This window comes from Halobacillus sp. SY10, from assembly GCF_045401165.1.
In the GTDB taxonomy this organism is placed as follows: domain Bacteria; phylum Bacillota; class Bacilli; order Bacillales; family Halobacillaceae; genus Halobacillus; species Halobacillus aidingensis.
Map to the genome: position 1 here is coordinate 2,348,578 of NZ_CP174345.1, position 26,142 is coordinate 2,374,719.

A 26,142-nucleotide genomic window follows, 5' to 3' on the forward strand; every position below is an offset into this window, starting at 1 on the left:
TCCTGTTTCGATAGTCCCGAGTTCTAAACCTGCTTTCTCTGAATAAAATGATGGAGGATTAATTGGAGGTGTTTGTATGTCAGCAGCACGTATTCTCATGTGGGTGACCGCTGCTTTGGAAGCATGTTTAGGCATCCCTTTTGTTGGCGGAACCTTTGTCATCTCATTATTATGGATTCCTTTAGCCGTCATGCTTATCCTTCATATCATCACACTTGTGCTCTCTCAGAAGAAAGGGAGAGAAACGAGAGGGAGCATCCTCGGAATCGTCACCTCATGCGTCGGCTGGGTTCCTTTTGTCGGTATGGTCATGCACATTTTGACAGCGATCTTTTTATTCATTGATGCGGCGGAAAGAGATCCGGAAATGGAAAAGCAGCCGGCATAAAAAAGACGCCTCAGGCCGAGGCGTCTTTTTTAATAGAATTCGATTCTATTTTGTTCATTATGAAAAGCCCGAATTAAGACTAGGAACATAATCTCAAGGATAATAACCACAGCTATTCCTACGATGAATAGTGGGATGGCCATGTTTTCCGGAAGGTTCATGGAAAAAGGCAATAGAGCATAATAAAAAATGTGAGCAATCAGATATACCCTAAATAGCTTCTGTGTTCTCTTCTCAAGATCTTCATCTCCCTTTTTCTTTGCCCAATCGATGAACACATAAAAAAGGTAGAAGATTAGCACGAGTTTAATCAAACCTAAAGATTGATGGTAAATCGTAAGAGGATCGAAGCCAATGTTTACACCTTCGTTCGTACCTGACGGCTGACCTAAAAAGGATTGTGGAATAGCAAGGACACTGATAATCAAGGCTGTTGTTCTCGCCCCTTTCATCCCTTTCAAGTTCCCATCCATTCCATTCAATGCACTTAATACGAGGATATACCCGATAAAATCAGCCAGTACCTCAATTTGACCAAGATGAATGTCGATTAAAACAAGAAGCAATCCTCCGAAGATCCGATGAAAAGGATTCATTGGCTTCCCCTCCTTTCAATAAGGAGTTCCATCTGCTGTGGTGTGAATTGCGGATGATTCGAGATGAGAAAAGGCTGTGTGAATGGGTTGCCATTCTCCGTCGTGCCTGTCATTTCGATCTCATAGGAATAAGCGCGAATCGCGTCTGGATCTTCCTGCATCGTCAATCTGATTCGATCGCCCTGCTTCATTTCGATAGGAAAATCGATGTTTTCCAGTGGAGCACCTGCCACCTGGCTCCATTCCTCATCCAGTTCTTTAGAATATGAACGCGGTCCTCCATCATCGGGCGTACCTGTTGAATCGATCGATGGCGCGTAAAATTTCATCTTTAAATCATCCTGTACTTCAGGAAACGGTGAGGACATCGAATCTATTTTCAAATCTTCTTTTACTGTATAAGTGCGAAAGGACCGTCCGTTACTGCTACTTGAAGTTCCTTGTGAACGGAATATTCCATTTCCCTCCCTCAACTCACTTGATTCAACCGTGCCAATATCCGCTATCATTGTTTTTCCATCATTGAAATGGATCGTGGCTTCTCCTTCATGATCGACTTCCAATTCTCTCATTTGCTGCTCATCAAATCCTGTTTTTTTCAGCAGGTAGTGCGTAGACCTGCTTTGGACATCAGGCCCATATGCAGGATTTCCGTTATGAAATCCGTAGTAATCTGATTTCGCATGTAAAGTCGTTCCATCACTGAACTCTACACTCATCACATGAGATGACTCATCTCTATTTGTTAAGTAATAAAGTTCGAACACCCCGGCACCGCCGTAATAGTGTTCAAGAAAAATCGGTTCCTCCAATTGCTTGGATTGATAGAACCATAGGTTGCCTCCCCAACTGATCGCGATGATCAGCAGTGCGAGTATAAATGTTTTTCCTTTCATATGTATCTTCCTAACTTTTAATCTTTTCGTTGGCCGTGATTGTTCGTTCATGACCGCGCGCGGCTCGGACTTCCTGCGCGCGACTCAGACTTCCTGCGCGCGACTCGGACTCCCTGCGCGCGACTCAGACTTCCTGTGCGCGGCTCGGATTCCCTGCGCGCGACTCGGACTTCCTGTGCGCGACTCAGACTTCCTGCGCGCGACTCGCATTTTTTAAATGGATGAAACCACCACACTCAGTCATCCGTACTGTTTAGTAATACTTATATAGAAAGCGAGACGATTATGTTCCATCATTCTACCTACTACACACTGCAGACCGAAACCATCATGGCTCATCAAAGCGCCCAGTACAGCATTTCAGATAGCGAGAATCAGAGAATCGCGACATTTGAAGAAGATTCTTCTACATCTGGTCATTGGCTGAACCATGCTTTGAAATTGTTCAATCTTGATCAAATGGCCAGCTTACATATCAAGCTTTTATCTCCTAAACAAGAGGTTATCGCTCATATTCATCGCAAAAAGGGGTTCACAAGCGATGTCTCCATTCAAACGGCAGATTCTACGTTCGACCTTCATTTCAAAGGGAGCGTTTCACAAAAAATCATAGCCGAATCTGCGGGAAAAACCCTTTTTGAAGTGGATGGGAAAAACATGGCTTCTGATTTTGAAGTCAAATCAGGTGAAGGACAAATCGCTACGATTCAAAAAAGATCGATTCCAGCACCGACCACAAAAGAAGCCTGGCTTTCCGGAGACCTTTACCATGTACGAGGCCGCGAGTGGACCGAAGAACAGGTGATATTAATCTTATGTACAGCGTTAATGATCGATCTTACTTATCACCACAAATAGAGCCAGCTTCATTGGCTCTTTTTTTATATCATGACCGCAATCATGGAAACGACGGCAAGGAAGAAATAATAAGCCGCATACTTTTTTCGATCATCCATCCAATCATCTACCCCAAGCAATAAAAAGAGACCACCAATAATCCCAGCATTGATTTTCACAGAAGGATTGAACCCTTCATGAAATAAACTGACCGTCAGCCAGATGAGAGCAACGGCTCCATAAAGAACGTTAAAGATCCTAAACAATTTCATGCCGCCATGTTCCTTTTTTCTATGTATTCTTCATAGTAATGCTCTTTCGCTTTCCATTTCTTAATACCATCTCTAAATCCCACAGCCAGCCCAATAACCAGGAATAGACCAAACATCATCCATGAAGCGTTGGCTCCGATAATTGCAGGGAACAACACTTCTAAACTTTTGGATAGCGATGATCGGAATTGAAAAAGAAACCGGCGGTCCCTCCACCGTTCATCCCAAATCTGCCACAACTCTTCATTCGTTTTTCTACTCATATACGTTTCATAAAGAAAAAATCCATAAAAGATAACAGCCCCTAGATAAAAAAGACCTGGTATCATTTCAAAAAAGATCTGCCCAAAACCGATACACAATACCATCAACAAGAATAGATGCCACATAGAGCTGCGGGCTTTGTTCCTGATCTTTTTCTGATCCACACTTTCTTTTTCCAGCGCTTCTTCCATATCAATCCCTCACATTTTGTTAAATAGTAAACTGTAAAAGGAAATCCCAAAGAGCAAGAGACTCATACCGATAGTAAGGATCGGTTCTACTTTTCTTCCTTTTTCATTCACCTCTCTCAGTCTTTGAATGATCACTGCCGGCGCTAAGAAAGTCCATGTCAATTCCCAGCGAAAAGGGAGGTCTGTAAACAGTGGCAAGATCAGGGCCACACCTGCAACGATGAAAAATGCATCGCCGATTCTTTTCCATATCTTGTTCATATGCTATCACTCCTCAAGCCATCCCGGTCCTATTGTAACAAAAATTTCCGTTTTTATGGAAAAAAATAACCCTTCCTGAACTAGGAAAGGTTACGTTTCATCGACCGGATAGACCCCATCTTCATCATGGACTTCATCCCCGCTGATGGGTGGATTGAAGACGCAGATCATCCTCATATCCGTTTTCGCCCGTAACAAATGCTCATCATGTTCATCGAGCGCATAGAGGACGCCCTGCTCGATCGGCCATGTCTTTTGGTCTTTGAGCGTGATGACTTCCCCCTCTCCTTCGATGCAGTAGACCGATTCGAGGTGATGCTTGTACCAAATGTGCGTTTCGGTACCTGCGCGGATGATCGTGTCATGGACCGAATAGCCCATCCCGTCCTTCTTGACGATGAGACGCCGGCTGTTCCATGTCCCTCCATCGACATCCTGACTTGTCCCGATCACATCTTTCAATGCTACAACTTTCACAACATCTCCTCCTTCTTTTCCAATCTATTCCCCATCCAAAAGAGTAGAACGCCCCTTTCAAGGACTTATGGAAGTAAAATACATCTCGAGACCTACGAAAGATACACCCACAGCCACTGATCCATTTGTTGGAAAAATTCTATACTGGTTTTAGATGCAAAAAAGGAGCGGTGATAATGAAGAAGTTATACAAAACCCTTGTTGGCGCAAGTGCTTTGATGACATTGGCTGGATGTTCATTCGTCCATGCTGGCGAACAGGTGGAAGAGACACAACGAGTCCAACAAGATGATGCAGATCAACTGAAAGTGGAAATTGATATGGGTGTCGGAGAGCTTACATTGGGTACAGGACCTGAAGACTGGCTGGAAGGTTCGTTCATTTATCCTGAAAACCGTTTGACTCCAGAGCTTTCTTATCAAGACGGCACCATCATGCTCTCCCAAACGAAACAAAAAAAGAAATTCATCAACAATCAAAAGAGTGAGTGGGACGTTCTCTTAACGAATAAGATCCTTGTCGATCTTTCCATCCAAACGGGTGCAGCGGAGTCCACTCTGGATCTAACAGCAGCGAAATTGCAAAACCTTTCCATCGAGGCTGGTGTAGGGGAAATGACTGTCGATCTATCCGGTGATTATGAGGAAAGCTTTGATGCAAAAATCGAAACAGGCGTTGGGGAAAGTACTGTTTACGTACCTAAAGAAACAGGCGTGAAAATCACTGCAGAGAAAGGGATCGGGGATATAAGTACGGATGGCCTCACAAAAATGGGAGATTCATGGGTGAACGAAGTGTATGATTCTAGTGAAACACGCATTCATATCGATGCTGAAATGGGAGTCGGAGACTTGAAGTTCATCGTAAGATAAAATCTATTGGACTTTTCTTGGAACGGTAAAGCGCAAGCTTAGTATGAAAAAATTTATAAAACAAAGAAAGCCGCTTGGACCATGTCTAAGCGGCTTCCTCTTATCGACTTTAAGATTGCAGTCGAACTTTGCGCATATTTTTCGCTTTATACATCTCCTGATCCGCCTCATCCAAAATGCTAACAAAATCCCTTTGACCAAACTCGAACTCACATACTCCAATGCTGAGGCTGACAGGGATGTGGTGTCCATCTTGGAAAAAAGGCGCCTCGAAAGCATGGTGGATGCGGCTACATAATTCTTCGGCACCCTCCCCATTCTGCATTTTTTGCAGAATAACGAATTCATCGCCGCTCAACCTGTACACCTGTGCGGTCTCTTTCACCATTTTCTGCAGGACGGTAGCGATGGATTTGAGCATCTCATCTCCTGTCATGTGGCCGTAGGTATCATTGATTTTCTTGAATTCATTCACATCAATGAATAACAGCGCACATGCACCGCTCTCCTCCCGGTTGAGGAAACGCTGCTGTAGGGCCTGCCTGTTCGGGATACGGGTCAGATCATCATGAAGGATGGTGTTCTGGGAGTGCTCCAGATTGACGAGCGTTTTGTTGATGTTCCTGTTCAATTCACCGATGATGCCTCCGGAACGAAACTTCGTTCTTGCTGACAAGTCTCCGTTTCTAACTGAATTCAACACCTGGTTCACATGACGGATGAATACTTTTGTAAAGTAAAAATAAACCAAATAGTTCACCATTCCTAACAGTGACCCCGCAAAGACTGAAGCGATCATGAAGTATATGAACAGCTGCTCGGGAATCGGAATGAACTGATCGAGCACAAGCGAAAAACTGATGCCCATCAGAACCCCAAGAGCGATATAGATGACGAGCATCCACCTTAAATAATTCGATTTCATATCAAGACGACCTTTCCAAAAGGGTACGAATAAATACGCTTCTTAGACGTCATTTAGACCTAGGCATATTTACTCTAAGATGAAAATACCCCTCCTGCTACATTTGAAACTTTCGGATGTTCAAATGATTCCGGACAAGGCCTCCGCTTCTTCTTTCAACGATTCCGCCGACCCAACGACTTCCTTGTAACCCGCTGACGCTTCGTTGATCTGTACTTGACCGCTTTCCACTTCTTTTCTGATCTGCTCGGTTCCTGAGGTAATATTGGAAATCTCTTTTGTAATATTATCGATATTTTCACGGACCTCTCCAATCGATTCTTCCACTTTCGTCGAAAGCTTCCGTACTTCTTTCGCGACGACATCAAACCCGCGACCATGCTCCCCGGCACGAGCTGCTTCAATGGCTGCATTCAATGACAAAAGGTTCGTCTGTGCAGCGATATCGCGGATCGTCTTCACGACGCCCTGGATCTCTTCCGCCTGTTTACGCAAATCTATGAGAATATCCGTGTTTTCTTTGGATTTGACAGCGATTTCATTGATTTTGTCATTCAGTTCTTCATGTTGGCGGACCCCTTCTTCGGCCCTTGCATTTAATGTGACGGACATCTCCTTCAAACGTTCCACCACTTCAGTGATTTCACTTTGACGCTTCGTAATATCTGTCGCGACTTTCATGACTCCGACGATTTTAGCGCCATCGTAAACAGGCATGTAGGTCGCTTCAAGCCAAACACGATTTCCTTTCGCATCTTTTCGCTCGATTTTATCTTGGTAGCTGCGCCCTCTCAACAAGCCGTTCCAGAACGTATCGTAATCCCTGCTCTTGGCAAAATCATCAAAACAAAAGTTCTGATGATGCAAACCGATCATGTCATCGGTCGATCTGAACTGCATCGTGGATGAGAAAATTTCATTTACATAGGAAACTTTCCGGTCTGTACCGAATTGGATCATCGCCAAATTCTTTTCAGCCGCTTCAAACATCAGGTCTTTTCTCACAACAGACTCTTCTAACTTATGCACCATTTTACCAGTCCTCTCCCGTCTAATAATCCATAATACCTATCTCTGTATTTGTTCATTATAATCAGAGGAAAGATGTCTGGCAATTTATAATGTTTGAGACGAAGGGAATATAGCTGAAACTTTACAAAACAATAACAAAAGCCCGGAACAACAGTCCCGGACTTTCGATTATTCTTTAATCATGGTAATGAAAGGACACACATCCGTTTGAAAAGAAGCTCGTTTAACAAAACCCATGTTCTCATACAGACGGATGGCCCGCTTGTTGAAGGTGGCCACCGACAGTCGCACCGGTTTCCCTTCATGTTCCGCTTCAATTTGGGCGAGGACCGTTTTCCCAAAAAGATTCCCGTTCCCCTGCCCCGTAAGCGATGGATGCATGCCGAGGCCCATGTCGACAGCCGCTTCATCATAGACGCCATCCTTCTCTCCAGCCGGAACTTTCGCGCTCTCTCCTGTGCAAAAGAAGCCGATGAGTGCTCCTGTCTCATCCAAAACCGAACGATAACTTCCGTCCATCCGCTCGGCAAGCGTCTCTTCTGACAGTTCCACGTTATAAAAATCATAAGGCGGATCGTACGTCCACTGGAGAGATTCGTCCGCATACTCTTTCGTCATTTCCTGTACAGAAAGCTTCACCCTGCTCCCCCTCTTTCAGCACCAGTCCTGTTCGTAATGTTCCATTTCAGCAAGCATCATCTGCAGCCACGACTTTTCCGGTGCTTTTTTGATGTTATATTTCTTTTCATACCGATACGCGCCTTTCCGGTGCGCTTTCGCCAACTTTCCAGGGTGCTTCAGCCATGGATGCCTGGGGTCACTTTCCTCATACTGTCTCACGTTCACAAGAAAGTCCAGATGCTTCCGGATGATGCGCTCCCTGTGATGGCGGTAATAATCGGTACTTCTGTTTTTCATGGTTCCACGTCCTGTTCCTCGAGATTTGACACGATCCCATAAGGAGGATCAAGGAACTCCCTCTCCCTACAGGAACGTATCAAATGGCGTGGTTTTCATCATCATTTACACCTCCGTATGCATCAGGCGAGCAGACACTCGTGCTCATAGAGGTACGCATACCTCAAGTCGATGAAAAGGAAGTGCTGATCCGTCAGCGGAAAACTGAACGTCCTCACCATTTCTTTCGTTTCGATATCTGAATAAAGGCCAGAAAGCAAACCGGTATTGAGGGCTTTCATCTGCATGACGTTTTCGAGGAAATACGGACGGAACGCCCAGTTGGATCCCCGCTTATGCGGCTCCAGTTCCCATACATCCGTCTTTTTCCTGAAGTTTGAGGACACTTGCTGCCCGTCCATATGACAGATGAACATCCGGAAGCTTTCTTCATCGAACTTTTCGGTGACCCCTTCGATGAAAACATCCGCTTTCTTCGGCCCTTCCCACTTGGGCAGCAGATCCTTTACTTTTTTCTCCCATGCTTTAATGAAATCATGGCGCTTTTGCAAGAGACTTTTCTCACGCTGGACGTAGCCGGCCATCTTCTCCCCGATATTCAGAGCCAGTGACTCCCGGTCAACCGGTTGGAAAGCGGGATAACCGAGGTAGAATCCTTGATAATAGCGGCTGCCATGTTTCCACGCGAAATAGAGCTGATAATCATCTTCTATGTTTTCAAAAAGGAGCGCAGCACCGATCCTGTGGGCGAGCATCGACATCGAGAACATGATGTCATGGAATGTGTCGCCGTTCTGCTGGCGGATGATCCTCGAGTCGATCTTCAGGATATGCGGCTCCAGCTGCCGGATGCGGTCGATGTTCGAGCTTTTTGCTCCTACATGGTCGACAGCGATCTGGATGCCGTACGTTTTGTAATAGAGGAGCAGATGGTTCAACGTCTCGAATTCTTCATCGAAATCATGCTCCGTCACTTCAATGACGATCCGCTTCATATCCAATCCTTTTTGTTCATAATCAAGCAGAGATTGTAACAGGTCGTCCCCATCATTGATCATCAGCTGCTTCGCATTGCGGTTGATGAACAACAGCCCATCGGTCCCTTTTTCTAAAATTTGTTCGACCGCAAGCTTTAGTACATGCTGATCGACTTCGACTTTGAATTCTTCCGGAACGTCGGGGTCTAGGAAAAAGGGACCTAAACTATGCCATGTTCCATCCTCTTCGTAACGAGCCAAAACTTCGTGGCCGATGACGTCTTGATTGATCGCGCTGACGATCGGCTGGAAGACCGGTCTTATTTTATGTAAATTGCCTAAGATATCCAGTGGATCCATATGTCCCCCTCCTGCTCTTCATCTTTATCTGTATCCATTATACATGATTTTTTCTTCTATTAATAAATGATAGGTCCTCCATGGTTTGGAAGTGAGCCCTACCCGGGAATTAAGTTTTATCATTAAAAGAATTGCTCCGATCCCCTTATATGTGACCATACCTTTGGTCTGATATATTCATATAATAAGGGGAAGTCCAGAAAGGAGACTGACTACTATGAAAACTGTTGTCATAGATGCTGGTCACGGAGGGTCGGATCCGGGTGCGACTTATCGCGGTTACCAGGAGAAGACCTTTAATTTGTCTATCGCCATGAATGTCCAACGCATCCTTTCGCAAAATTACCAAGTGAGAATTCTCATGACACGAACGACAGACGTTACGTTATCCCTCGGCGCCCGTACAAGTCTTGCTAACCGGGAAAACGCCGACTTTTTCCTATCGATCCACAACAATGCAGCTGGAGGAAGCGGATTCGAAACGTATATTTATAACGGCCCGTTGAGTCCGAATACGCGCACCTATCAAAATATCATTCACGATACCACTTATCGTGCAATCAGAGGTTACAATGTACGCGACCGTGGGAAGAAACGTGCCAACCTTTTTGTAACGAGGGAAACGGATATGAGTTCCCTGCTCGTCGAAGTGCTGTTCGTCGACAATCCCGGCGACCTCGCCCTGCTCAGAAATTCCGCCTTCATCAATGATGTAAGCCGTGGTATCGCAGAAGGAGTTGCGGATGCCCTCAATCTGCCGAAAATGCCTACACCTGCCCCAACGCCTCCTGGGGATGACACGTTATACAGGGTCATTGCAGGATCTTTCCGTAATAGAGAGAATGCCGAGCAGCTGATCGAGTCGCTCGCAGGCCAAGGGTTCCCTGGCTTTGTCGTACCGACGACGATCTCAGGCACGACGTATTACCGTGTGCAAACAGGCGCTTTTTCTAGTGAAGAAAACGCGAAAGAACAGGTGGAGCGTCTGAAGCGCATCGGAATTGCGGATGCCTTCATCATACGCGGTGAAGATGCCCCTGCTCCTCCACAGCCGGAACCGGAAGAGCCTGAAGACGGCTTGCACCGCGTTATCGCAGGATCGTTCCGAAACCGTGAGAATGCCGAAGAAAGAGTGGCGGCTCTCGCACAGGAAGGCATCGACGGCTTCATCGTCGAGGCAGAGATCAACGGAGTGACCTATTACCGCGTCCAGACCGGAGCATACTCAGACAGGGAAAACGCGGAGGCCCAAGTGGAACGCCTCAAGTCCATCGGCATCTCTGGTGCATTCATCATCGGTGGCCCACCGAGTGAGCCAGATCCAGAGCCTGAGCCGGAACCGGAACCGGAACCGGAACCTCCTGTCGACGATGGCGGTTATAAGATCCTAGGCGATATGTATTTGACGGCCTGTCAGCTCGATGCTTACGCGAAAACCGTCAACCCGGACGCCCCGGACCTCGGCCGCTTCTATTTGAAATATGGAGAAGCTTACGGCATCCGCGGCGATGTCGCTTTCGCCCAGGCCCTCAATGAAACGAACTACTTCCGTTTCACAGGCGATGTGAGAGCAGATCAGAACAACTTCGCCGGCATCGGGGCGACCGGTGGCGGCGCGCGAGGAGCCACTTTCGAAACACCAGAAGAAGGCGTCCACGCCCACATCCAGCACCTTTACGCCTATGCATCAAAAGATCCGATCCCAGCCGGTTTGGAAAAAGTCGACCCGCGCTTCGACCTCGTCACGCGTGGCATCGCACCGACGTGGACCCGCTTGAATGGCCGATGGGCTGTTCCAGGGGACACGTATGGTCAGCTGATATTGCAGCTTCATGAGCGTAATATTAATCATGCACTTGAAGAGATGGATGAGCAGCGGGGACAGTTGAATGATGTGCTTGATGAGATATAAAAATGAGCCAGTCTCCTTTCAAGGAGTACTGGCTTTTTTGTACATGTATATTAAAAGATGGTTGCGACCCAAATGAGTAAGAACGCAAACGCTATAGCGGCTACGAGGTGAACCCAATTCCCCTTCATTCTCCCCTTTGCAATATCAAAGTCCCTAAGAATAATCGCTCCCCAACCTGCAACAACCAATAGAATAATGATGACTGACATAATCGAATCATTCATAATAGCCCTCCATTTACTGTTCCATAGAACTCTATTACCTGGAAAGTTCGCTTACAAAACTACAATAAGCTAAATAGAGGTTCATGCTAAAAGAAGTGGGCTTTGGACAGAAAATGCTCAGGGTGAAAAGTTGGACTATATTCAAGTGACTGCGTTAGACATGAAATAAGTGAAAGAGTGAATCGTGCCTTTCTTTCACTTCGTTGGATCGCTGAAGCGCCCAAAAGAGAACACTGAATCTTGAAAAGACGTTTCGTATTAATTCGAAAGCGCCATTCTGTATAACCGATCGTCATTTTCCTGCCCTGTTCCACGACCATCTAAATTATTACTAATAAAGTAAAGATATCCATCTTCAATGAAAACATCTCGAATTCTGCCAAGACCTGTGATCAGTTCTCGATGTTCATTCGTTTCTAAATCAAATTCCAAAACAGCCGTTCCTCTAAGAGCGGCAACGTATAATTTGTCTTGATCACCGTCCATTCCGGATGGAGCCCATGTTGTTTTGCTTCCGGAAGTAAATATAGGAGACATCAGACCTTCTTGTTTTTCTTCTCCTTCAATCATCGGCCAACCGTAGTTTTGACCAGCTTCAATCCGGTTTACTTCATCGTTGGCATTCTCCCCATGTTCACTTGCATACATCGTCCCATCCGATAACCAAGTCATCCCTTGAGGATTTCGGTGTCCATAGCTATAGACGTATGAATCCGGAAATGGGTTATCATCCGGGATCGATCCATCTACGTTCATCCTTAAAATTTTACCGCCTAATGAATCAAGATCCTGTGCGATTTCACGTTCAGAAGCATCTCCTGTTGCTGCATAAAGTTTTTCATCAGGGCCGATCTTAATTCTTCCTCCATGATGGTAAGTACCACTGGGAATTTGGTCAAGGAGCAGATCCTCTTCCCTCCACCCATCATTTTCCAATCGAAGGGTTACGATCCGATTAAATTGTTCTTCCTTATCTTCATACGTATAATAAGCATAGGCAAGGTTCGATTCGGAAAAGTCAGGAGCTAGTACAAACCCAAGTAAGCCTGCCTCTGATGCTGTGGATACTTCTTCTTCAAGCTCCACCCTTTGTCGTTCTACTTCCCCCTCTTCTATTTTGACAATGTTCCCTGATCTTTCTGTTAAATAGAATGTATCTTCCGATTTTTGGATCGACCACGGAACCTTCAGATTTTCTGCCATAACTTCTACACCTTCAACAGGCAGTGACGATTCTTCTTCCGGGTGATCAGAAGAATCAGGTTGTTCATTTTCAGAACAACCTGCTATTAAAAAAACAGCAGTTATAGATAACGCTAAGATTTTTTTCAATTTTATATATTCCTCCCTATCCTACCTTCATATATGGTTAATCTTTCGGATCATTGGATTTTATGTTTTTATATACCCTAAAATAAATAGGAATAAATGTTCTCAATCGTTTAGTCGTCCATTCCCAGCCTCACTGATCCATTTTTTCAATGACAGCTGTAAAATCATCATTCATCTAAAGGCTCTATCTTTGATACCAGCTTATCCCCTTGCACTTTTTGCTATATACCATTAAAGTATATAATGGTTCAAATCCTGCCGAAATGGTAATGGATATAGAAGAAACATGAATATTAACAACAACAACTACGATCATTCTTATAAAGAAAGGGTTCAGATATATATGAAAGAAAATTTCTGGCATGAGCTGCCGAAACCGTTTTTTGTACTGGCACCGATGGAAGCCGTGACGGACGTCGTTTTCCGTCATGTCGTGAGTGAAGCGGCGAGACCTGACGTGTTTTTCACAGAGTTCACGAATACGGAAAGCTACTGCCATCCAAAAGGAAAAGACAGCGTACGCGGGCGTCTGACGTTCACAGAAGATGAACAGCCGATCGTCGCCCACATTTGGGGAGACAAACCCGAATACTTCCGTCAAATGAGTATCGGGATGGCCGAAATGGGTTACAAAGGAATCGATATCAACATGGGATGCCCTGCTCCGAACGTTGCAACGAAAGGGAAAGGATGCGGACTGATCCGTCGTCCTGATGTCGCAGCGGAGATTATCCAAGAATCCAAAGCCGGCGGACTTCCTGTCAGTGTGAAGACACGTCTCGGTTATACCGAAGTGGACGAATGGCGCACATGGCTGAAGCACCTATTGGAACAGGATATCGTCAACCTTTCCATCCACCTTCGTACGAAAAAAGAAATGAGTAACGTCGACGCACACTGGGAGCTTATTCCGGAGATCAAGAAACTCCGTGATGAAGTAGCTCCACACACGCTTCTGACGATCAATGGAGATATCCCTGACCGTCAAAAAGGGCTTGAACTCGTGGAGAAGTACGGCGTAGACGGAGTGATGATCGGACGTGGGGTCTTCCACAACCCGTTCTGCTTCGAAACAGAGAAGAAAGAGCATACCAGTGAAGAACTGCTCGATCTGCTACGTTTGCAGCTCGACCTGCATGATAAGTACTCCGCAGAACTCGAGCCGCGTCTCTTCAAACCGCTCCGCCGCTTCTTCAAGATTTACGTGCGCGGATTCCGTGGAGCCGGTGAGCTCAGAAATCAGCTGATGAACACGGAATCTACGGATGAAGTACGTGCGCTGTTGGATGAGTTTACGGAGAATGAAGGAGTTAAGGAAGAACAAAGTTTTTCGATTTCTTAATTTATAACAACCAATATCTAGAGAGAGAAGCCATCGATGCTTTTCTCTCTTTTTTCATTTGGCTCTGGTAGAATCCATGAAGTAATTTTTATAGAAGATAGACTCTGTTAAAGTTTAATAAAAAACAGAACTTCCGCAAAGTTGGAAGTTCTGTTTTTTTTAGGACTTTCAGCAAAATTGAAACTTATTCATCCCATTTCAAAAGTTCAGCAATAACGTCAGAGCTACCGGGAAGCAATAATAATGATAAGGACAATACTATAAACCCAATACCAATTACAAATAGAAAAATCACTATTTTAACTGAACGAGGCACATCCTTTTTAAGTGCTCCAATTATAATTAGTACAATTCCGATAACGAGTAAGAATAAATAATAAAATCCCATCGAGACACTCCTCATAATTTTTCCTTCTTTAAAGAATATGTTCAAATACTTGAATTAAGAAATAACCTTTATAAAGTAAATTTAGATAATCTAAGGGTATCATAGGTCTCGATATTTGGAAATATATTCCCTTTTACCATCATATCATTCATCGTCACTTCATTTCCCTGATGATGGATAATCTCTCTAACTCCTTAAACCAGGTCAGGTAATGATTGAGATCCTTCGTTGCTACACCATTAAAACGCTGGATCCACGCTTTCAGCCGTCGGTGGTAGTTATTGAACGTTCTGGATGTGATAAAGCCCCTTGGTGCGGATGATCAACAACAAACTTTAACAGAACCAAAAAATAAAAGCATGGACCCCATCCATGCTTTTTCCTAAGATATTAAGCTTCAAGCCCTGTGTAATGAACATCATCATAAACACGCCCCAAGGATGTATGGAGACGTTTAGAAATACTCTCCGCCTTTTCCATCGACGTATCGGTTTTAACGACAATCGTTTCGAAGTTTCTCTTCATATTTTTATTGGGCCATACATTCACGAATACGTCATATAACGAGTCATCTTCCTCGGTCGCCTGCAAGTAAGAGATCGTGATATAGTTTCCGCCAATATCTTCTATTTTTTGTGTAATTTGATTGTAATCCATCTGTTTCACCTCTAATAATAATTAATCTTCTGCTCAAGAAGCCAAAGAATGCCTTATCTACTATACATGAATTAGAGGGAAGATGATAGTCCGTTTTTGACCTGGGATTAGGAATAAACCATTCTGTGGAGTAGGACGCAGTGTAGTCTTTATATAAGCGGTGTTTTTCTGGTGAGATCAATATTTGAGTGGTTTCAAGATATCGCCTGCTCGCCTCTACTCATCGTTCCTCCCTCTCATTCGACTGTAGCAACGAACCAACTTCACGAAAGCCTACCATTATTTTTGCCTCCCCACCTTCTCTAGAAGGGAAGCCTCTATTTTTCCTTGATAATGCCGTTTGAATGATGAAAGTTCTTCATCTGAGATCGAAATCTCATCCCCCCGCCTCCGCTTCAATACTTTCTCCACGGTTTTTGAAAAAGGAGAATTCAACGCCCACTGGCCGGCCTCATCCTTCGAGTAGATGCGTTCATCTTCCATATAATAATAGATCCGGAGAATGTTCAACACACTATAAACCGGGTCCTTCTCGACATTTTCCAGACAATCCTCAAAGTCGCTCAAGATCGAATTCACATAGTCCTCTTTCGGAACGGGAGGGAATACTTCATCGGCCGGCTTTCCGAACAACACACACCCGCTGTGATGGATGATGGTCAGATGAGCGGCCAAGTCTGCGTCTTTACGTACTTCTTCGTCAGAAAAAGTAGATTCTCCTGCAAGGAAACGATTCCTCCAGTCCTCGCTATAGTGGTAATCAAACGGGCACGGGTGCTGCCATTCGTCCAGTTGACGGCGGTTCAATACAGAGATTTCAATCGGATAAGGAGAGCCCGAACGCTCGAGCAGAAAATCTGTCAGCTGGACGGCATCCATCCGGGACATCGGCCTTTCCGTCACGACGATCAAATCGACATCACTATTCGCAGGCACAAACCCGCCTAATACGAGCGAACCATGCAGATACACGCCTGTTAAATTCTCACCGAAAATATCATAGAACTTCTCCGTACAACCTACGAGAAAAGAATCAACCATTGATTTACCCTCCTAGACTTTTTGAAGATGAGTGTCCTTGAAACCGGTCGGATATTTCAACCCATACCCGAGCATCCTGTCCATCCCGTTATGTGCCATCCAGATCAAGCTGATCATCAGGAGCCCATCCAGGGATGCGAGATTAGCAGCTACGATGAACAATAACGGTAGAACGTAACTATGGGAAAGGTTATAGACAACCGCCCCTACTCTCTCATTGACGAGGTATCCGAGCATGGAAATGTCGAAGATCAATAAAAGGAATACGAATGCGAGCCAGCTGAAATCATTTTGCTGGTAGAAATATAGACTTGTCATGAATACGAGGGCCCCTTCTACATGCAGGAGGAATCTCGGCATTCTATCCCCTCCTATGGAACAATCTTTGTATCAATATCCATCCATTCCTATTCTGATGGAAATCCTTGTATGTCAAAGATATCATTTTTCACTCATGAATACTTCATATCCTGATAAACCTTAACAAATTGTTTATGTTCATCGATCTGAAAATGAACGGTGATATCTCCCTCCAGATAGCTCGGGATTTTAAACAAAAGAAGCGTTGGGTGATGGAATCCCAAACGCTTTTTTGTTTACTACAAAGGCGTCATTACCTAATTTGGAGCAGTCCGCCTCGATCTGTATATCTAACTCTAGTAAACATTCCTTCTTCATTTGTATTTATTCTACCCTTAACGATTGTAGAATTTCTTTCCCCATCTTTACTATAGTCGACATCGATTTCAAAAGCGTAGGCGTTATTTTTTCATCTTCTTCAATGTTTATGTCTGTCACTTCCAATTGATAATCTTTACTATGTGCACGCCTGATAAATGGCAATCCCTTGGCCTTGTCCATAAAATTCTCATAGCCTTTTTCGCTGAAATAAGGTTTATACGTATCCTCTAAATATTCATTTAACTCTTCTCTGGTCCCCTCAGAAAAGAGTTCTTTTACCTCTTCATTTGGAGCGGTAAACTCATGTTTCAGAAATTCCCGCACTTTTTTGGTAGTTTCATCGTGATTGTTAGGAGATGTGTTATTAGAAGACTTCGTGTTTGAGTCCTCTTCTCCCGCAGAACTCGAATTTGAGTTTGAACATGCTGTGATGACGAAGAAGATGGATAGTATAGTTGCTGCGACTAAAAAAATTCTTTTCACCTTAAAAATCCTCCTTACATTCCTTCTACCTTTATTACAAAGGCTTATTATTATTGATTCCCGTTCCCTTAATAGGAAAAATTATTCATTATTGTAATTAATAAGTAATAGACACTGTAAAAGCAGTAAATTGGATGGCTGTTTCTCAGAGGATCCTTGAAAATTCACTTAAACAGGACTATATATAGCAGGTTTTTTCATATCCTCCAGTTGAGTTCTTTTAGATTCTCAAGTTGTTTCATAGAGGTTTATGTGAAATTGTGAAACATTGTCCCACCTTCTTACGTATATTCATATCAAAAGGCAGATAGATTCCCTACAAAGAAGCACCAGACAATGACTCCCACCCCTCCCTCTCATTAGGAAGTGACGTAGGCATATCTTAGTCTGAAACCCCATTTTGTGGTATTCTTGAAGTATCTATAAATACATGGAGTCGCGGAAAAAGGAAAGACGGAAAAGGGGCTGACGAAGCATGGAAAACCTCAATTCTTTTATGCTTGAGAATTTGGAAAGAGCATTCATGCCACATACTTCCGAATATCAGCGCTACATCGATTTTCAAACGATGAGAGATATGAAGCAGGTGATCAAAGGGAAACGCCCTGTTTACTTCGATCTGGATATAAATGAACTGGTAGAGATGAAGAAGAGATATATTATGGACGGATTTTGGAACGGTGTCTTCTTCTCCGCCGTGATCCCCAAGTCCAACACATTCCGGGGGACCCTCGAGTTTTACGGCAAGCCGCCGAAAATGCTGCTGGGCCGCTTTGAATGGATTGAAGAAGAAAAAGCCTTCCTCCCTACTTTCTTGAAAGAAGAATTCACGAGAAAAAAAGGGCTCGGAGGCACGCTGAGAGATTTTTCAGACGTACTGTTTGAACATCTGAATACCTATGTCGACCACATGGAAGTATCCGGAGAGAGTACAATGTTTGAACATCCTGAGGAGCCGATCTTCGAAAACTGGGACTTCCCGTTTCTCGAGAACCACCCGGACCTTCAACAGGAGTGGGCATCCTTGAAGGAACGGACAGAGAAACAGTTCCGACGGATGGAAGAACTCGACATCGAAGAACAATACGCCCTTGAGACGATGATGGATAAAGACGTCCCTGACTTCATCGCCTCGTTCCAGCGATTGTCAGATGAGAATAAGGAAAATCGGAAACATGAACTGGTGGAAACAATGTATGATCTACAGAAGTTCATCGAAACACTGGAGCGAAAAGAAGAAGAAAGCCATACGCAGAACTTTGCCAGAAGCAAAGGAATCATTGCTTCCAAATATAATAAGGAAGACGAAAACTTCCTTTCGCGAAAGTAAACGCCCGTTTTGTTTTTTCTTAAAACCAACGAATGACATACAGGAGGTATGGACATGAGTAAACATTCTCCCTATAAAGATAAAGAAGCAGAAATGAACCAACAGGACCTGAGAGAAGCAATGACGCTTATTGAAAAAGAAGATATCGACCGCCTGAACGAAGAGGCAGAAGCCTACGCAGGAAGGTTCGACTCATCCAGAGACGACTCCCTATCTGATGTGATGAGAGAACTCGGAGACCTCGGAGAAAAAGAACAGCGCGTCGCCGGGGAAACGATGGAAACGTTGAAGCGCCCGGTCAACGACCTTATGACGAAAGGCAACAACGACATCCCCGATACGTTGAAAGAACTCGAGACGATCGTATCAGATCTTGATCCGAAGCGGACCGAAGGCAACGGCATGCAGAAGTTCTTTTATAAGCTAAGCAAAAAACAGCCCATCGACCGCTACATTAAGAAGTATGAAACGGTCGACTCGAAGATCGATATGGTCGTCCGCAGTCTCTTAGCCGGGAAAGACCGCCTTGAGGAAGACAGCGTCGAATTGCAACTCATCAAAGAAAACGCCCAGAAGCGGATTTATGACTTGGACAAGCAGATCTATCTTGGTAAGAAACTGTTTGAGCTTCTGAAGGAAAAGGAAGCGACAGGTGAATACGACCTGGCCCTGCTTACAGAAGGAAAAGAGAAAATCATTACGCGTACGAGAAACATGACACAGATGAAGAGTGTGCTGCATCAGAGCATTTCTTCTGTCGATATCATTAAGAAAAACAATGAAAAGCTGAAGGAATCGATCCGCAACGCGGTGACACTGACTAAAAACATCATTACCGTGTCCGCTTCGATCCAGCTCGCTTTGAACAATCAGCGAAAAGTGATTGATACGGTTAACGGCGTCAATAAAGCGACCGAGGAAATGCTGCTTTCGAACTCGAGGAACCTGAAGGAGAATGCTGAAGAGACGACAGAGATGATGGAGAATCCAGCGATTAGTATGGAAGCTCTTCAGGAGTCTTTTGATAATGTGTTTGATGCATTGAAAACGACGGAGCAGTCTTCGGAGCGGATTATTGCTTCTAGTGAGCAGTTTATTGAAGAGATGGATGCTTTGAATGAGAATGTGCGGAAGAAGTTGTCGCAGACTGGTAGTTATAGAGAAAGAGCGCTTCGTGACTAAAGCGCTCTTTTTTACGTGGCATTTTGTATTGACACTCTTATATTCCTGACTCCTTGAGACACACGTTTTTGAGTCGTTTAAAACTCTACCGATAGCCTATTCAAGTAGTACTCGATGATATCAACGTCCAGCTAGCGACATGCGTTACCTCCGAGGACCAACCTTCGAAGATTATGTGACTTTTGTTTGATTATATCCGATATTCAGTTTACTTATTGTTCCCCAACAGGCGTTGTATCAGAAAGAAGCCCCCACAAACAAATGAGGTTAATTGTTACTCAGGATTGCCTTTAATAAGAGCTCTAAGCCGCACTTTAGGGTGTTGCTTTATTTGTTCAGCTATATCTTCATAACCTTTTCTAGGTTCTGGTGGATGAACCAGCATTCCTGTTTTATCTACCCTATGCACCTTGTCAAAATCTGCCCCAACTTTCTTTTTTCTATCATAAACAAAGCAATACCTTTTACCATTCTCACCATCTGTAACAAAAACTCTAAGATCTGAACCATCAAAATTATCTACTTCGTGTGAATTTTCAACCTCTACATTCTCGATTTTCATTAACACAAGCCCCTTTCAATATATTTCCATTAATGTATACTCCATAACCTCTTGTTTATCCTTCTAAATATGCAGCATTTATTAAATATGTTAATAGCTTAGAAGTTATGACACCAAAAGATAAAAAAGAGCCGTTTTATCTCGTAACGACTCCCGTTTCATGTATGGTACGACCTTTATTATATTCTTTACGCTTAACGCATTTCATATAGCCTCTCTGGAGTTAATGATTCCATCCATTATTAGATTACTTATTCACATTCTTTCCGCAAGGCACGGCACTATTAACATGATAATAACTAAATTTAATACCCTAAAGTTTTAAAGCACCTCTTCTAAAGAAACTCTTAGCGGAATGAGGCTTTATAAAAACAGTATATGTCAACTTATCCCCATAACCTTTATTAAGTAACCAAGTAAACATTGATATGGTATGTTAAATTAAATGAGAGAACTGATCTAGTCTACATTCAATCCTTATAGTAAACTATATTTTATTTTTTTGTTCAAACTCTCTTTGCATCATTTCTATATTCCTATCTGCCCTTCTTTGCTCTTGTGTTATTCTCTTATTAACCATATCAATGAAATCTTTTACAAAATCCTTTATCTCTTGACTTTGTTCATTACGCTGCCACTTTCGTACTTCTTTTTTCGTTTGTCTATAACTTTCTACAAATCCGTATTCCCCCCAAACTACGCCGGTTTGTGTTAATACTACAGTTAATTCTCTTATTAGTTCAGAGTCACCATAATACTCTCTAACTATATTTTTTAATACTTCATGAGTTCGTATGTCACCCTCGTATTCTTTAATAATACTTAGAATATTTTTAGCATCTTCTCTCTTTCCATGACTTATTTTTGCGTTTAGAAAATCCTCTAGCTCACTTTCAAAATTTGGAAAGATATTCTTTATCAGTTGTGCAGCTTCGGCTTTAAACAAATACTCTTCTCTATAGAACCACTTTACAATTTCAGTTAACACTTCTTGGGAATTCTCTTTCAAAACATCTCCTATACTATAAAAGCTGTGTGGTATAGCAGAATACGTGCCAAACAAACCATCCTTAGACTTTTCTATTGCTCTCTCGACTCTATCACTAAAAAATGAAATGACCTTTTTAGGATTGTTTGAACATACTGGCTTTATTACTTCTTCTTCGTGAATATCAATGTTATTAGCCAAAGTTAATAGGGATAATATCTCTTCAAATTCATCCTCTGTTAAGTGATTTAAAATAGAATTTTCATCAAACCAGATTAAATTAGTCCAATAGTAATGCTGATTTTCAGCAAATTTTAATACTACCTGCATAAATAAAGTGTTTAGGTCCTGATAAAAGTCCTCATGTCTAAGTATTGCTTGTAGTAACACAAACAACGAATTAAGGTCATCTTTTTCTTTAATGCTTTGAAGAAGTTTATCTAAAAGTGAAATATCTGGTGTATCAACTAGAAGGAAAAATTCAGCGCATTCGCTTAAATATGTTTTCTCATCAATCCATTTACATAATATATCTATAACTATTTGCCTTCTTCCAGCAGTCCACAAACCCGCAACTAAATTTGAAAGAAAGTGTTCAATACTATTTTCATTCTTAGTAATAATCCTTTGTGCTACTTCTGTTTTTTGTTTACCTATTTCAAATAAAAAACGTTTAAAATTCCTAAATTCCCAATCATTTTCTTTGTCATAACCTGCTGTTATAGATAATATTCGCCGCTCCCATGCATAATAGTTTTCTAATGAAATATCTTCTAATAAAACATTTGTTTTTTCTTTTCTGATTTTTTCTGCCTCTCGCCATCCAATGTCCCTATTGTTTAAATCGTTTCCTACTAAGGTTTTGTATATCTCGTATTCATTATTATCCTTTATTAAATCATCTAATTTTTTTGTCTCTTCAGCGTCAGGCATCATATTTCTATACTTATATAAATTTTCATCAACCACTTGGATTTCTTGCAAGTCCAACCCTTCAAAGTTTTCTAACAACCATCTCAAAACTCTAACTGTATTCTCTTTAACTAACTCTTCGAGAGTCCCGTCATACTCTGTTCTCCTTGGTAAATTACTAACCTCAGTAAACTTTTTCATGAGATTAATTCGAACGTTTCTTTCTGAATTATTTTTGTACAATTCTTCAAGTAAGGTTATAACACGATTTCTTAATTGTTTAAGGTGTGCATTTACTCCTAAAGAACCAGTAGTAATACTAAGTTTTTTATAATCTGTTAAAGTCGTATCATCAAACTCTAACTTTAGAAGATTTGATATAGTTGTTTCATAAAAATCCCATTCATTTTTTTCTATGGTAAATGGATGTTCTTCAATTTTAGAGAGTATTTTTAATTGAGGAAGGTATCCTGCTTTATCCATTAACTTTAAATTAAACTGTGTTAAGTTATTTAATACTTCAATTGCTTTTTTATTAATCCTCTCTTCATCAGCTGAAATCTGTTCTTTTAAAATATTTATAGTTTCATCAATATTAATGTACCTAATTTGGTGGATTATATCTAAGCAGACTTCAGCAATATGATAATGCTCAATACTAAATAGTCTTCCTAAAGGCCTATCTACCCCTTCACTAGAGAGTGTTTTAGAATGGTTAATTACTTTTGGTATAAATTCAACCAAATTATATTCATCAGGTGTTTTGTCACCAAACTCTACAACAAATTTACTTAACAAATTAACTTTCTCATACACTTCATTCCTAGAACTTGAAAGTAAGATGGTTTTTAAGAAATCAAACCCGAAAATTCTTTTACCTTGTAATAATTTTTGATATCTTTCATTAAGGTAATCAAAAGTGTAGCTAGCAGGTTTAATATGGTTTTTCATAACACCTTTAAACTGCTCTTTGATAGCACTTATTGATTGCTCATCAAATTCAGATGCTTCTTCAGGAAGCTTATATAAAATTTTATGTGACATTTCTGACCAGGCATGGAACAGTACAGTAGTTAATTGGATTTCGCACTTCATCTTCTTAATGCCTTCATCCTCAGTACAATCTTGGCTATCAGTTTTATTCCTGACTACTAGGTGTCGAGCATTGTACCCATCATCTGTATAGATTAGGTTATCTTTTTCTATTGTAAATTCATCAAATATTAAGTTTGTAAACTTCTGAATATCACTTTCTAAATAGAAGATAACTCTACAACCAGAAATATCGTCTATATCAAAAATTGTTTGTATTTGCTTCGGAATTTTCCCGTTTAAAACTTTATCTTGAAGCGACGGATATTCTTTAACTCTTTCGGATACCACTTGGTGCTTAATTGAATGGCTTTTTAATACCGACTTTAGAATAGCACTTACCTCATTCGTAAATTTTTCATATGCTTCTTTACTTTCTTTATACTGTTTAGCAAACTTTTCAAGTTTTCTTTCGTTATCCAAGGAATATTACTCCTTTCAATATCGATAATGCAACGAAGTAGTTCTTATGCTGTAATTTAATGGCTGAACTTATTGAACTTTCAAATTTATTGTAGCATAATTTACCAATTACTATTTTTCCTTTTACTATAGTAAAATCTTTTAAAATATAACGGTTGTGTCCACAAGCGTTATACATCTCATAACGTTTGGCACTGTTATGCTAGGAGGAAGTTAATCAATGGAAGATGTTGGTGTTTATATTCGAGTATCTACTGATGACCAAAGGTATAGTTGCTAAATTCGGCAGTCTTGCTCGCGAGTACATGCTCACATCACATAAAAAAAGAAAGTGCCTGACTAAACCACATTTCAACTTTAGTGGAGTGAGGATCAGGCACTTTCGGGAGAGCTTTGTGTTATGTGTTGAATTTCATGTGTTGGTGCCTGACCCCCACTCAATTAAAGTGTTAAAGTGCTAGGGTCAGGCACTTACTTTTTGAGTCTGTTAAACACAAAAACCCCCTAGCTTCAGAATCAACAGCCCATATCTCCACTCTTAAATATGGGCTAACTTAGAATACCTTCACAATCCCGACTTCACCTGATTTACATTAAGTTTTGAAACCAGAAACCTAGTCCTGTGCCAAGATAGTTTCCAATGATATACCCAAGCGTACCAACAAGAAGGCTGGCAACGATCAGATTATGCCAGCCTTTGGCAATCGCCATGCCTGCAGCTGTCGTGGGACCTCCCATGTTTGCGTTACTTGTGCAATGGAGGGCAGGCACCTTCATAAAAGTAATAGCGGCTGTCAATTCTCATTGCATATTGTTATATATATATCCTGTATTAGGGTCGACCGCGTACCATCCCCAAGTAGCCGTATGTCCCTCTTTTGTTTCAGGATCATCAATTACCACTTCATATACTCTATAAACCCAATCCCCATGCTGATTGTCGTGATCATATTCTACGAAAACATTCTGTAAAAGGAGCCTGACCCCCAACACGTTAACACTTTAGCGTAGTGAGGGTCAGGCTCCTTTTTTATGAGCAGTGCATGGTAAGAAAAACTTTGTTTTTTTAGTTGATTTACATAAGTATAAAATATAGGAATTTATTTTAATGAAGAAACTCGAAAAAAAAGACTCCAAATCTGGAGTCCTTCATTTCTTCAATTCATTTGGAATTACTTGTCTAACTTCTTTGAACAATGGAGGTGGAGTCAATTCTTGTTCAACACTTTACATTCAAATACTAACTTAGGTTAAACATTAGTTAAAATTCACATTAATATGAGGATGATCGTTTAAGTCTTTTGCTGCTTCATGAAGATCACTTAAAGTAAATGGGATTATATTGAAGTTTTTATTCTTAAATTCTGATCGGGAAGGTGTGTTAATAAAACCAAATGTTCCCCCACATTCTTGAACGTACTTTACAGCCGTTTTGTGCGCTTCCATTATCTGTTCTTTGTAATAATACATCTTCTGAATACTTAGCGCATTGATTATAGGGATAAATTCTTTTATATATGGAACCAAATCAATTTCTTCCTCTAATTCTTCTACTTCATTTTTTATGGCTCCCCATTTTTCAAATTCCAACAAATCCTCTTTCCTTACCTTCAAAAATGTCCTTTCATAACTTTGCTCTACGGTTGTGAAAGGAAATGAATAGTGAGTAATGAAATTTCTTAGTTTATAGAAAAAACGGTAGGAAAAATTCGAGTCGTAAAATCTACTAATTAGATCTTCATAATCCTTTTTGTGGTTCTTAGTTAAATAACCCTGTGAACTGTGATCTAAAAAGGCTCTGAAGCTATTAAGGAAATTTAACAATAAACGATTCCCTTCAAAAATAATTTCAAGTTCATCCATATCATTAAAAACTTCGTCATTGTCTTGTAATCTTCGCAAGTAGGAATATAGTTCATTACCATTACCAATAACCATTTCTCTCATTTTTTTATTTGCTTGATGGAACCCGATTACTTTTTTACTTGAAAATAAATCATCAAATTCTTTCTGGTGCATTTCTCTTTTAACTTCATAAGTGTGGGTTCTCTTACCTTCACTATTTGGTTCATGAGTTACTTTTGTTAATAAATAAATTTATATCCTCTCCTTTATTATTAAACCACTTGCCTACGTTAATTGTTTTCTGCATAGTAACCAGAACTCAATTCGGGTGAAAGTGCCTGACCCCCACCACGTTAACAATTTAGCAAAGTGAGGGGCAGGTAATTCTTCATTTTAGTAATTTTGAATGCATTAAAAGGAGAAGCTCATATACGATTTTTCTGATGCAATTCATTTATTATACACTATTACCTCTTTAGAGT

At 41.7% G+C, this 26,142-nt stretch carries 28 protein-coding genes and 2 pseudogenes; 7 read left to right on the plus strand and 23 right to left on the minus strand.

Going from position 1 to position 26,142, the window contains the following annotated elements; all coding sequences use genetic code 11:
• Positions 1-76 precede the first annotated feature (76 nt).
• Positions 77-388 carry a hypothetical protein gene (locus tag ACJA3J_RS11975; protein WP_406944106.1) on the plus strand — a complete coding sequence of 104 codons (312 nt, stop codon included), beginning with the start codon at positions 77-79 and terminating at the stop codon, positions 386-388.
• Between the two features lie 29 nt (positions 389-417).
• On the opposite strand, the gene ACJA3J_RS11980 is transcribed toward ACJA3J_RS11975, so the two are convergent.
• Both ACJA3J_RS11980 and ACJA3J_RS11985 read right to left on the minus strand, forming a co-directional pair.
• Positions 418-984, minus strand: coding sequence for a hypothetical protein (locus ACJA3J_RS11980; protein ID WP_406944107.1), 567 nt, complete (start codon positions 982-984; stop codon positions 418-420).
• A complete protein-coding gene (locus tag ACJA3J_RS11985; protein ID WP_406944108.1) occupies positions 981-1,880 on the minus strand; it encodes a hypothetical protein in 900 nt (299 codons plus the stop codon). The genes ACJA3J_RS11980 and ACJA3J_RS11985 overlap by 4 nt, the downstream gene beginning before the upstream one ends.
• 285 nt (positions 1,881-2,165) lie before the next feature.
• Here ACJA3J_RS11985 and ACJA3J_RS11990 point away from each other — a divergent pair, with 285 nt between their 5' ends.
• Positions 2,166-2,738: a hypothetical protein gene (locus ACJA3J_RS11990; RefSeq protein ID WP_406944109.1), complete on the plus strand. Its 573-nt coding sequence runs from the start codon at positions 2,166-2,168 to the stop codon at positions 2,736-2,738.
• Positions 2,739-2,761: 23 nt separating this feature from the next.
• Here the strand turns inward: ACJA3J_RS11990 and ACJA3J_RS11995 are convergent, their stop codons facing one another.
• The 4 genes from ACJA3J_RS11995 to ACJA3J_RS12010 form a co-directional block, all read right to left on the minus strand.
• Positions 2,762-2,989, minus strand: coding sequence for a hypothetical protein (locus tag ACJA3J_RS11995; RefSeq protein WP_406944110.1), 228 nt, complete (start codon positions 2,987-2,989; stop codon positions 2,762-2,764).
• Positions 2,986-3,444 carry a hypothetical protein gene (locus tag ACJA3J_RS12000; RefSeq protein ID WP_406944111.1) on the minus strand — a complete coding sequence of 153 codons (459 nt, stop codon included), beginning with the start codon at positions 3,442-3,444 and terminating at the stop codon, positions 2,986-2,988. The genes ACJA3J_RS11995 and ACJA3J_RS12000 overlap by 4 nt, the downstream gene beginning before the upstream one ends.
• Positions 3,445-3,453: 9 nt before the next feature.
• Complete coding sequence (locus tag ACJA3J_RS12005) at positions 3,454-3,705, minus strand: hypothetical protein (RefSeq protein WP_406944112.1); 252 nt, start codon at positions 3,703-3,705, stop codon at positions 3,454-3,456.
• A gap of 90 nt (positions 3,706-3,795) precedes the next feature.
• Positions 3,796-4,182, minus strand: coding sequence for an ectoine synthase (locus tag ACJA3J_RS12010; protein WP_406944113.1), 387 nt, complete (start codon positions 4,180-4,182; stop codon positions 3,796-3,798).
• Positions 4,183-4,358: 176 nt separating this feature from the next.
• Here ACJA3J_RS12010 and ACJA3J_RS12015 point away from each other — a divergent pair, with 176 nt between their 5' ends.
• A complete protein-coding gene (locus ACJA3J_RS12015) occupies positions 4,359-5,054 on the plus strand; it encodes a toast rack family protein (RefSeq protein ID WP_406944114.1) in 696 nt (231 codons plus the stop codon).
• Between the two features lie 109 nt (positions 5,055-5,163).
• Here the strand turns inward: ACJA3J_RS12015 and ACJA3J_RS12020 are convergent, their stop codons facing one another.
• The 5 genes from ACJA3J_RS12020 to ACJA3J_RS12040 all read right to left on the minus strand — a co-directional run bounded on the left by ACJA3J_RS12020 (position 5,164) and on the right by ACJA3J_RS12040 (position 9,266).
• Complete coding sequence (locus tag ACJA3J_RS12020) at positions 5,164-5,979, minus strand: GGDEF domain-containing protein (protein WP_115895173.1); 816 nt, start codon at positions 5,977-5,979, stop codon at positions 5,164-5,166.
• A gap of 120 nt (positions 5,980-6,099) precedes the next feature.
• Entirely contained in the window at positions 6,100-7,011 is a 912-nt protein-coding gene (locus tag ACJA3J_RS12025; protein WP_406944115.1) for a methyl-accepting chemotaxis protein, read from the minus strand.
• Positions 7,012-7,179: 168 nt separating this feature from the next.
• Complete coding sequence (locus ACJA3J_RS12030; protein WP_406944116.1) at positions 7,180-7,650, minus strand: GNAT family N-acetyltransferase; 471 nt, start codon at positions 7,648-7,650, stop codon at positions 7,180-7,182.
• Positions 7,651-7,665: 15 nt separating this feature from the next.
• Positions 7,666-7,929: a hypothetical protein gene (locus ACJA3J_RS12035; protein WP_406944117.1), complete on the minus strand. Its 264-nt coding sequence runs from the start codon at positions 7,927-7,929 to the stop codon at positions 7,666-7,668.
• Between the two features lie 122 nt (positions 7,930-8,051).
• Complete coding sequence (locus ACJA3J_RS12040; RefSeq protein ID WP_089653016.1) at positions 8,052-9,266, minus strand: EAL-associated domain-containing protein; 1,215 nt, start codon at positions 9,264-9,266, stop codon at positions 8,052-8,054.
• A gap of 217 nt (positions 9,267-9,483) precedes the next feature.
• Here ACJA3J_RS12040 and ACJA3J_RS12045 point away from each other — a divergent pair, with 217 nt between their 5' ends.
• Entirely contained in the window at positions 9,484-11,178 is a 1,695-nt protein-coding gene (locus ACJA3J_RS12045; RefSeq protein ID WP_406944118.1) for an N-acetylmuramoyl-L-alanine amidase, read from the plus strand.
• Positions 11,179-11,228: 50 nt separating this feature from the next.
• Here ACJA3J_RS12045 and ACJA3J_RS12050 read toward each other — a convergent pair whose 3' ends face one another.
• Positions 11,229-11,402, minus strand: a complete 174-nt coding sequence (locus ACJA3J_RS12050) for a hypothetical protein (RefSeq protein ID WP_406944119.1) — start codon at positions 11,400-11,402, stop codon at positions 11,229-11,231.
• A 258-nt stretch (positions 11,403-11,660) separates the two neighbouring features.
• Positions 11,661-12,734 carry a PQQ-dependent sugar dehydrogenase gene (locus ACJA3J_RS12055; protein WP_406944120.1) on the minus strand — a complete coding sequence of 358 codons (1,074 nt, stop codon included), beginning with the start codon at positions 12,732-12,734 and terminating at the stop codon, positions 11,661-11,663.
• Between the two features lie 343 nt (positions 12,735-13,077).
• Here ACJA3J_RS12055 and ACJA3J_RS12060 point away from each other — a divergent pair, with 343 nt between their 5' ends.
• The gene (locus tag ACJA3J_RS12060; protein WP_406944121.1) at positions 13,078-14,076 is read left to right on the plus strand and encodes a tRNA dihydrouridine synthase; all 999 of its coding nucleotides are present in this window, start codon (positions 13,078-13,080) and stop codon (positions 14,074-14,076) included.
• 184 nt (positions 14,077-14,260) lie between these two features.
• On the opposite strand, the gene ACJA3J_RS12065 is transcribed toward ACJA3J_RS12060, so the two are convergent.
• From ACJA3J_RS12065 to ACJA3J_RS12090, 6 genes and pseudogenes are all read right to left on the minus strand, one after another.
• Entirely contained in the window at positions 14,261-14,464 is a 204-nt protein-coding gene (locus ACJA3J_RS12065) for a hypothetical protein (protein WP_089653013.1), read from the minus strand.
• Between the two features lie 68 nt (positions 14,465-14,532).
• Positions 14,533-14,784, minus strand: a pseudogene (locus tag ACJA3J_RS12070) (IS1595 family transposase); the annotation flags it as partial.
• A gap of 70 nt (positions 14,785-14,854) precedes the next feature.
• Positions 14,855-15,121, minus strand: a complete 267-nt coding sequence (locus ACJA3J_RS12075) for a hypothetical protein (RefSeq protein ID WP_406944122.1) — start codon at positions 15,119-15,121, stop codon at positions 14,855-14,857.
• Between the two features lie 279 nt (positions 15,122-15,400).
• A complete protein-coding gene (locus tag ACJA3J_RS12080; RefSeq protein WP_406944123.1) occupies positions 15,401-16,162 on the minus strand; it encodes an aminoglycoside adenylyltransferase domain-containing protein in 762 nt (253 codons plus the stop codon).
• A gap of 12 nt (positions 16,163-16,174) precedes the next feature.
• Positions 16,175-16,522, minus strand: coding sequence for a DUF4260 domain-containing protein (locus tag ACJA3J_RS12085; protein ID WP_406944124.1), 348 nt, complete (start codon positions 16,520-16,522; stop codon positions 16,175-16,177).
• A gap of 324 nt (positions 16,523-16,846) precedes the next feature.
• Positions 16,847-17,326: a hypothetical protein gene (locus tag ACJA3J_RS12090; protein ID WP_406944125.1), complete on the minus strand. Its 480-nt coding sequence runs from the start codon at positions 17,324-17,326 to the stop codon at positions 16,847-16,849.
• 475 nt (positions 17,327-17,801) lie between these two features.
• On the opposite strand from ACJA3J_RS12090, the gene ACJA3J_RS12095 reads away from it, so the two are divergent.
• Together ACJA3J_RS12095 and ACJA3J_RS12100 are read left to right on the plus strand one after the other, a co-directional pair.
• Positions 17,802-18,656, plus strand: a complete 855-nt coding sequence (locus ACJA3J_RS12095) for a hypothetical protein (RefSeq protein ID WP_406944126.1) — start codon at positions 17,802-17,804, stop codon at positions 18,654-18,656.
• A 54-nt stretch (positions 18,657-18,710) separates the two neighbouring features.
• A complete protein-coding gene (locus ACJA3J_RS12100) occupies positions 18,711-19,838 on the plus strand; it encodes a toxic anion resistance protein (RefSeq protein WP_406944127.1) in 1,128 nt (375 codons plus the stop codon).
• 274 nt (positions 19,839-20,112) lie between these two features.
• On the opposite strand, the gene ACJA3J_RS12105 is transcribed toward ACJA3J_RS12100, so the two are convergent.
• The 4 genes and pseudogenes from ACJA3J_RS12105 to ACJA3J_RS12120 form a co-directional block, all read right to left on the minus strand.
• Positions 20,113-20,400: a hypothetical protein gene (locus ACJA3J_RS12105; RefSeq protein WP_406944128.1), complete on the minus strand. Its 288-nt coding sequence runs from the start codon at positions 20,398-20,400 to the stop codon at positions 20,113-20,115.
• Positions 20,401-20,887: 487 nt separating this feature from the next.
• Positions 20,888-23,815 carry a hypothetical protein gene (locus ACJA3J_RS12110; protein WP_406944129.1) on the minus strand — a complete coding sequence of 976 codons (2,928 nt, stop codon included), beginning with the start codon at positions 23,813-23,815 and terminating at the stop codon, positions 20,888-20,890.
• Between the two features lie 588 nt (positions 23,816-24,403).
• Positions 24,404-24,568 (minus strand): annotated as a pseudogene (locus tag ACJA3J_RS12115) (DUF819 family protein); the annotation flags it as partial.
• A 504-nt stretch (positions 24,569-25,072) separates the two neighbouring features.
• Complete coding sequence (locus tag ACJA3J_RS12120; RefSeq protein WP_406944130.1) at positions 25,073-25,834, minus strand: hypothetical protein; 762 nt, start codon at positions 25,832-25,834, stop codon at positions 25,073-25,075.
• Positions 25,835-26,142: the final 308 nt, after the last annotated feature.

Bases quoted from the DNA above. Each gene is read 5' to 3' on its own strand.
- ACJA3J_RS11975 (WP_406944106.1), top strand. From the start codon at position 77: ATGTCAGCAGCACGTATTCTCATGTGGGTGACCGCTGCTTTGGAAGCA.
- ACJA3J_RS11980 (WP_406944107.1), bottom strand. From the start codon at position 984: ATGAATCCTTTTCATCGGATCTTCGGAGGATTGCTTCTTGTTTTAATC.
- ACJA3J_RS11985 (WP_406944108.1), bottom strand. From the start codon at position 1,880: ATGAAAGGAAAAACATTTATACTCGCACTGCTGATCATCGCGATCAGT.
- ACJA3J_RS11990 (WP_406944109.1), top strand. From the start codon at position 2,166: ATGTTCCATCATTCTACCTACTACACACTGCAGACCGAAACCATCATG.
- ACJA3J_RS11995 (WP_406944110.1), bottom strand. From the start codon at position 2,989: ATGAAATTGTTTAGGATCTTTAACGTTCTTTATGGAGCCGTTGCTCTC.
- ACJA3J_RS12000 (WP_406944111.1), bottom strand. From the start codon at position 3,444: ATGGAAGAAGCGCTGGAAAAAGAAAGTGTGGATCAGAAAAAGATCAGG.
- ACJA3J_RS12005 (WP_406944112.1), bottom strand. From the start codon at position 3,705: ATGAACAAGATATGGAAAAGAATCGGCGATGCATTTTTCATCGTTGCA.
- ACJA3J_RS12015 (WP_406944114.1), top strand. From the start codon at position 4,359: ATGAAGAAGTTATACAAAACCCTTGTTGGCGCAAGTGCTTTGATGACA.
- ACJA3J_RS12020 (WP_115895173.1), bottom strand. From the start codon at position 5,979: ATGAAATCGAATTATTTAAGGTGGATGCTCGTCATCTATATCGCTCTT.
- ACJA3J_RS12025 (WP_406944115.1), bottom strand. From the start codon at position 7,011: ATGGTGCATAAGTTAGAAGAGTCTGTTGTGAGAAAAGACCTGATGTTT.
- ACJA3J_RS12035 (WP_406944117.1), bottom strand. From the start codon at position 7,929: ATGAAAAACAGAAGTACCGATTATTACCGCCATCACAGGGAGCGCATC.
- ACJA3J_RS12040 (WP_089653016.1), bottom strand. From the start codon at position 9,266: ATGGATCCACTGGATATCTTAGGCAATTTACATAAAATAAGACCGGTC.
- ACJA3J_RS12045 (WP_406944118.1), top strand. From the start codon at position 9,484: ATGAAAACTGTTGTCATAGATGCTGGTCACGGAGGGTCGGATCCGGGT.
- ACJA3J_RS12050 (WP_406944119.1), bottom strand. From the start codon at position 11,402: ATGAATGATTCGATTATGTCAGTCATCATTATTCTATTGGTTGTTGCA.
- ACJA3J_RS12060 (WP_406944121.1), top strand. From the start codon at position 13,078: ATGAAAGAAAATTTCTGGCATGAGCTGCCGAAACCGTTTTTTGTACTG.
- ACJA3J_RS12065 (WP_089653013.1), bottom strand. From the start codon at position 14,464: ATGGGATTTTATTATTTATTCTTACTCGTTATCGGAATTGTACTAATT.
- ACJA3J_RS12075 (WP_406944122.1), bottom strand. From the start codon at position 15,121: ATGGATTACAATCAAATTACACAAAAAATAGAAGATATTGGCGGAAAC.
- ACJA3J_RS12080 (WP_406944123.1), bottom strand. From the start codon at position 16,162: ATGGTTGATTCTTTTCTCGTAGGTTGTACGGAGAAGTTCTATGATATT.
- ACJA3J_RS12085 (WP_406944124.1), bottom strand. From the start codon at position 16,522: ATGCCGAGATTCCTCCTGCATGTAGAAGGGGCCCTCGTATTCATGACA.
- ACJA3J_RS12095 (WP_406944126.1), top strand. From the start codon at position 17,802: ATGGAAAACCTCAATTCTTTTATGCTTGAGAATTTGGAAAGAGCATTC.
- ACJA3J_RS12100 (WP_406944127.1), top strand. From the start codon at position 18,711: ATGAGTAAACATTCTCCCTATAAAGATAAAGAAGCAGAAATGAACCAA.
- ACJA3J_RS12105 (WP_406944128.1), bottom strand. From the start codon at position 20,400: ATGAAAATCGAGAATGTAGAGGTTGAAAATTCACACGAAGTAGATAAT.
- ACJA3J_RS12120 (WP_406944130.1), bottom strand. From the start codon at position 25,834: ATGCACCAGAAAGAATTTGATGATTTATTTTCAAGTAAAAAAGTAATC.